The sequence below is a fragment of the Vibrio sp. V39_P1S14PM300 genome (assembly GCF_009904765.1).
GTDB classification, from domain to species: Bacteria; Pseudomonadota; Gammaproteobacteria; order Enterobacterales; family Vibrionaceae; genus Vibrio; species Vibrio proteolyticus.
This window is the reverse complement of sequence record NZ_WXWP01000211.1, coordinates 1-4,560: the sequence shown is the minus strand read 5'-3', so window position 1 is coordinate 4,560 and position 4,560 is coordinate 1. Positions and strand designations below refer to the sequence as shown.

At 43.2% G+C, this 4,560-nt stretch carries 8 protein-coding genes; 6 read left to right on the top strand and 2 right to left on the bottom strand.

The annotated features are described in order from the left end of the window. Positions 1–146: 146 nt before the first annotated feature. Complete coding sequence (locus CAG65_RS10735) at positions 147–584, bottom strand: RNase H family protein (protein ID WP_161453622.1); 438 nt, start codon at positions 582–584, stop codon at positions 147–149. A gap of 227 nt (positions 585–811) precedes the next feature. On the opposite strand from CAG65_RS10735, the gene radC reads away from it, so the two are divergent. The 4 genes from radC (at position 812) to CAG65_RS10715 (ending at position 2,934) form a co-directional block, all read left to right on the top strand. Further along, positions 812–1,288 carry a RadC family protein gene (radC, locus tag CAG65_RS10730; protein ID WP_161453621.1) on the top strand — a complete coding sequence of 159 codons (477 nt, stop codon included), beginning with the start codon at positions 812–814 and terminating at the stop codon, positions 1,286–1,288. After that, entirely contained in the window at positions 1,285–1,710 is a 426-nt protein-coding gene (locus tag CAG65_RS10725) for a DUF2787 family protein (protein ID WP_161453620.1), read from the top strand. The genes radC and CAG65_RS10725 overlap by 4 nt, the downstream gene beginning before the upstream one ends. 26 nt (positions 1,711–1,736) lie before the next feature. Next, complete coding sequence (locus CAG65_RS10720; RefSeq protein WP_161453619.1) at positions 1,737–2,165, top strand: DUF2787 family protein; 429 nt, start codon at positions 1,737–1,739, stop codon at positions 2,163–2,165. Positions 2,166–2,373: 208 nt separating this feature from the next. Further along, positions 2,374–2,934, top strand: a complete 561-nt coding sequence (locus CAG65_RS10715) for a tyrosine-type recombinase/integrase (protein WP_161453618.1) — start codon at positions 2,374–2,376, stop codon at positions 2,932–2,934. 108 nt (positions 2,935–3,042) lie between these two features. Here CAG65_RS10715 and CAG65_RS22250 read toward each other — a convergent pair whose 3' ends face one another. Continuing rightward, positions 3,043–3,267, bottom strand: coding sequence for a helix-turn-helix domain-containing protein (locus CAG65_RS22250; RefSeq protein WP_161453617.1), 225 nt, complete (start codon positions 3,265–3,267; stop codon positions 3,043–3,045). Between the two features lie 97 nt (positions 3,268–3,364). Here CAG65_RS22250 and CAG65_RS22075 point away from each other — a divergent pair, with 97 nt between their 5' ends. Together CAG65_RS22075 and CAG65_RS10705 are read left to right on the top strand one after the other, a co-directional pair. Next, positions 3,365–3,517 carry a hypothetical protein gene (locus CAG65_RS22075; protein ID WP_202599344.1) on the top strand — a complete coding sequence of 51 codons (153 nt, stop codon included), beginning with the start codon at positions 3,365–3,367 and terminating at the stop codon, positions 3,515–3,517. A 155-nt stretch (positions 3,518–3,672) separates the two neighbouring features. Then, entirely contained in the window at positions 3,673–4,494 is an 822-nt protein-coding gene (locus tag CAG65_RS10705) for a hypothetical protein (RefSeq protein ID WP_161453616.1), read from the top strand. Positions 4,495–4,560 lie beyond the last annotated feature (66 nt).

Genomic DNA, 4,560 nt, shown 5'->3' with positions numbered 1-4,560 from the left:
ATGTAATTCAACTCATAACAAAGGCCTCTGCGTTATTTTTTACTTTTCCTACTCGCCTACTCTGAGACTACAGCTAACAGTCCTGTACAGATCAGCACACAAAGATGAATCACTTGCTGGCAATACCAGCAAGTGATTCATTGTCTTTACAACAGACGTTTTGTTGCCAGGAGAGCGTATCTATAAGCTGCATCTTTTCCTGCTGAACAGGCAGCGACTTTTCTCACCTCAACACGCTTCTCCGCGCTACTTTCATCCACTAGCCGCCAGAGCTCTGCATTAGATATCGATTCTTTATTTGCTTTACGCCAATCTCGTTTCTTCCAACCTTCTAGCCACTCATTAAAGCCTTTGACGCAATAATCGCTACTTGAATAAATAATATCGCCATCTCTCGCATGCTTTAATCCAAAAGCAAGCGCTGACAGATCTAGGTAAGCCTGGTCAGTGACATAGTCAACAGGCTTCCAATCTTCATCATCAATACATCCATCAGCATCGAGTGCTATGTACGCAACACCACCAACAAGACGACCTCTTTGCTTCTTCACCATGGCCGCTTCTACATAAATTTCTATACTCATTGTCATACTCTCCAGAGACTAAAAAGCCGATACATTCTCTGATTCGGCTTGGTTGTTAATAACTTGCTTTACAGCGATTCCTACATAACAACGGCAAGTAAGTTATTTTTTACCTGTCTCTGGGCACGCTTGCGTTCTCCCCACCTGCCCTAGCAAGCCTGATTTAAAACCCTTTCAGATATATTTCATCAGTACGCATACCCAAACAGATAGCTTAAGGAGCCCTTATGCGTACCCCAAAGACTGACCATGACTACCCCTTTGAGACTTCAGAACTCAATGAACTGCTAGAGCGTGCAGCCGAGGCGCTGGCTGTGAAATACAAACGTGAAGGCACGTTCACCAACCCCACCAATGTCAAAGAGTACTTAAAACTCAAATTAGGAGCTCATGACCGAGAAGTGTTTGCTGTGATGTTTCTTGATAATCAACATCAATTGATCAGTTTCGAAGAGTTGTTCTTTGGCACGATTGACGCCGCTTCGATTTATCCCCGTGAAGTATTGAAGACAGCACTAAACCACAACGCTGCCGCGGTGATTTTTGCCCACAACCATCCTTCCGGCATTGCTGAACCTAGCCAAGCCGACAAACGCATTACACAGCGACTTATCGACGCTCTAAAGCTTGTGGATATCCGTGTCTTAGACCACATCGTAGTTGGTGAAGACTGTGTCTCATTCGCTGAAAAGGGGTGGATATGAGTGATTTTATTGTTTCCGGGCTTAATGATGAGCTCGTTACTCCGATGCATTGCTTTCTCGATGCCCTGTTCTTGGACAACACCATTCCTAATACAGTTGAGCGATTGGCGTTAAACATTCGTTCTCAAGAGACTGACCAACGATTTCAGCCCATTGAAATTCAATTAGAACGCGCATCCAGTGATTCGCCTTGGCAGCTTCGTTTTATCGCAACCTTTGATGTTGTCATCACAGGTACGCCCCAAAAAGAGTTATCGCTGTATTTCAACTTCGCAGGGTGTTGGTTCTATCACCCTGAAATTAAGCAGTGCAGCTTACAACGGCCAGAAGTACAAACCTTACTCGCCAGCTGGCTTAAAGCAGTCACTCACTCGCTCATCACACACTCTGCAATCTCAATCGACATTACCCCCATTCGCTAATCTCCATTTCCCTCAAAGAGGTCACTATGAATCAAGCAGCCAATCTGGCTATGTTCGCGTGCAAGCGAGCCAAGCCTTCACACCAACTCAAAGACTTAATCAAACGCTCTATTCATGATGTTAATTACCGAGGACGGCTAACTATCCGATTTAAGGACACCAGTTACCACCCGAAAGACGGCGGGTTTCACCCTGTTTCTATCACCATCGATATTAAAGACAGCCATATTGCCATTAGGGAGGTAACGGACCGCGTTTATGTGGGTGACGAGACACCAGAACTGGTTCCCGACCTGACTTTTGATTTTGCTAACAACGTTGCTTTCGCTCGCTTTAGCGGCTGGCTTGGCATGCACCTACAAGAAACCACGGAGCTGTATGAAATGTGGGAGTGTAACTTTCTGGCTTATGTTGCAATGGACGCTTACAACCAAATTCAGATTAAGTGTGGTTAGTAACCAGAGCCAATCAACTTACACCACACAACACTCCCCCTTCCGTTACCAAGCATTCAACAAAACCACCCGCATAGAGCTGCACGATGCCTGCTTCCCATATTGTTAAAACGGGAAGCTTCAATCCCTTATTGCACAAGGGTTTCTTGATATCGTCGGCTCTGTGCTTCTCAAAACATCCTTCTACAGACGAAAAAGGAAGCAGATTATGGCTGAGGTCCAAGCAATCAAAAACGATGACACCATACGCCTGGTTGGTCATCTATTGAGTATTCGTTGTAATCCGCAAATGGCTGATGTGTGGCATATCGGATTAAACCTAGCACTGAGGATTTCTGATTTGCTATCTATTCGCTTTGAAGACATTCATGGCGACCGACTCATTATTCGTGAAAGCAAAACCGGAAAGCTGGCAAACATTCAGCTCAATACTAAAGCGCAGCAACATATTGCTAGATTAAGGGAGCAGCATCCCGACCATATCTACTTGTTTCAATCCCACCGATGCCAACAGTTGAAAAACAAACCACCCCAGCCAATCACGCGACGCGCTGTGTCCATGGCGTTTCAACAAGTAGGCCAAGAGCTAAATATTGCGTTAGGCACTCACTCGATGAGAAAGACGCGAGGCTACTTTCTTTACCAATCTACAAAGGATATAGGCCGTGTCATGAAAATGCTTCGTCACACATCTGAGGGCGTCACCCTTCGCTATATCGGCATCACTCAAGATGAAGTCGATAAAGACTTTGTTTCTCTTGAGCTTTAAATCAGGTCATTTCGTGAGGGGGCGGGACCGCCAATCCCTTACAGCATATAGCATTACAGGCTATTTCAGCCATCATATTCAATCAATCATTCGCTATTAAAATGGTGATTAATGGAAGAACTCTTCGACCCCAACATCCAATACATCTGCAAGATTCTTTAACATCTCATCCGTCACACGGACCATCCCAGATTCAACCTTCGCTAATTTGCTTCTTGTCATATCAATCCCCTTGAGACTGCACAATCGTTCAACATCTTGCTGAGAGAGTTGCTTAGACACTCTGATATTGCGGATTTGATGTCCAGTAATGTTTTTCTCAATCTTGTTCACAAACTCACCTGCACCTTTATGGGTGCAGATAGATTATGTTTAATGTACTATCCAGATGGCACCCGTATCGGTGCAAACAATTCAAATAGGAGAATAAATGATGATATTAGTGCTTTTATGGGTATTTTTCGCTTTTATACTGGCGATGTATGCGAAGAGTAATGGTCGCAGCTTTGGTTGGTGGCTTTTACTCGGACTTGTAATTGACCCTATATTGGCATGGATTATTTATAAAGTGGTTGCAGATTAAAAGAACCGTCAAGCCCACCATCGCAGCAACTTCCCCCTCCCCTGTATATTAACTGGATAATAAACACCCCAGTACTAACTATGGGATAAAGAAAACTAAAGCAGTGGTCGGTAATTAGGGGTTAACCAATCACAACTTAAATTAAGGATAAAACAATGTCAGTACCAATACGCACCGTTACTTCAATCAGTGTTCTTAGCTCTACACTTTTACTCTTCGGCTGCGGTGACAATGTAGTGGACTCTCTACAGCAGCAGACTTTCAGCTATATAAACGGAGAAAATCAACTGACTCAATATGAACCATCACTGACTATCAACCAAGCCTTTAATAATCGTAAAGTTTGTAATGATGTCGAATGGAAAACATTTGAAGATAATCGTGAAAGAACGGTTATTGCATACCGTTGTAATATGGATATACCTTCACAGAAGTTCTCCAACCTGTTGAAGGCTGAACTAAACAAGAGTGCAGACAAAGTTGCGCAAAGAATTTCGAGTGAATACAAAACACTCAAAAAACTGGCTGATAACCAGGCTAACTATCAAGAGCACTATGATGAAGCAACGGGATATTTCGACAAACAACGCTTCAAAAACCTTTTAGAAAGAAGCAAGCGAGCTCAGCAAGAGTTACAAGAAAAGTATCCAGACGGAATTGATGGAGCGCTCGCTCAACTAGAAGATCGCCGTTCTCAATTTATCATCCCTGTAAGCGTCGATGAAGTTTACCAGTGGAGTGTTGATAATAGTGAGCAAAGTCACTTTATATACAATGGCTTCTCTGCTCAATTTTCTAATGATAAAACATTGAGTTGCGAATTTGACCTACTGAAGTCTTTAAACCTCCTATACAAAGATCAGCAAGCAGAAACGTACTATCTCTTAAAACAAACATTACAACATTGGAGCCAACGCCTTAACTTTGGCGGGGATGATCTTATCTACCTCAACGATCTTAAATGCCAACTCCAGTAAAGTTTTAACTTTCATACCATAAGCCCTGAGATTAGAACTCAGGGCTTTTTTATTACAGGTACATAA

Excerpts from the sequence above, each read along its gene's own strand:
- CAG65_RS10735 (WP_161453622.1), bottom strand. The coding sequence starts at position 584 with ATGAGTATAGAAATTTATGTAGAAGCGGCCATGGTGAAGAAGCAAAGA.
- radC (WP_161453621.1), top strand. The coding sequence starts at position 812 with ATGCGTACCCCAAAGACTGACCATGACTACCCCTTTGAGACTTCAGAA.
- CAG65_RS10725 (WP_161453620.1), top strand. The coding sequence starts at position 1,285 with ATGAGTGATTTTATTGTTTCCGGGCTTAATGATGAGCTCGTTACTCCG.
- CAG65_RS10720 (WP_161453619.1), top strand. The coding sequence starts at position 1,737 with ATGAATCAAGCAGCCAATCTGGCTATGTTCGCGTGCAAGCGAGCCAAG.
- CAG65_RS10715 (WP_161453618.1), top strand. The coding sequence starts at position 2,374 with ATGGCTGAGGTCCAAGCAATCAAAAACGATGACACCATACGCCTGGTT.
- CAG65_RS22075 (WP_202599344.1), top strand. The coding sequence starts at position 3,365 with ATGATGATATTAGTGCTTTTATGGGTATTTTTCGCTTTTATACTGGCG.
- CAG65_RS10705 (WP_161453616.1), top strand. The coding sequence starts at position 3,673 with ATGTCAGTACCAATACGCACCGTTACTTCAATCAGTGTTCTTAGCTCT.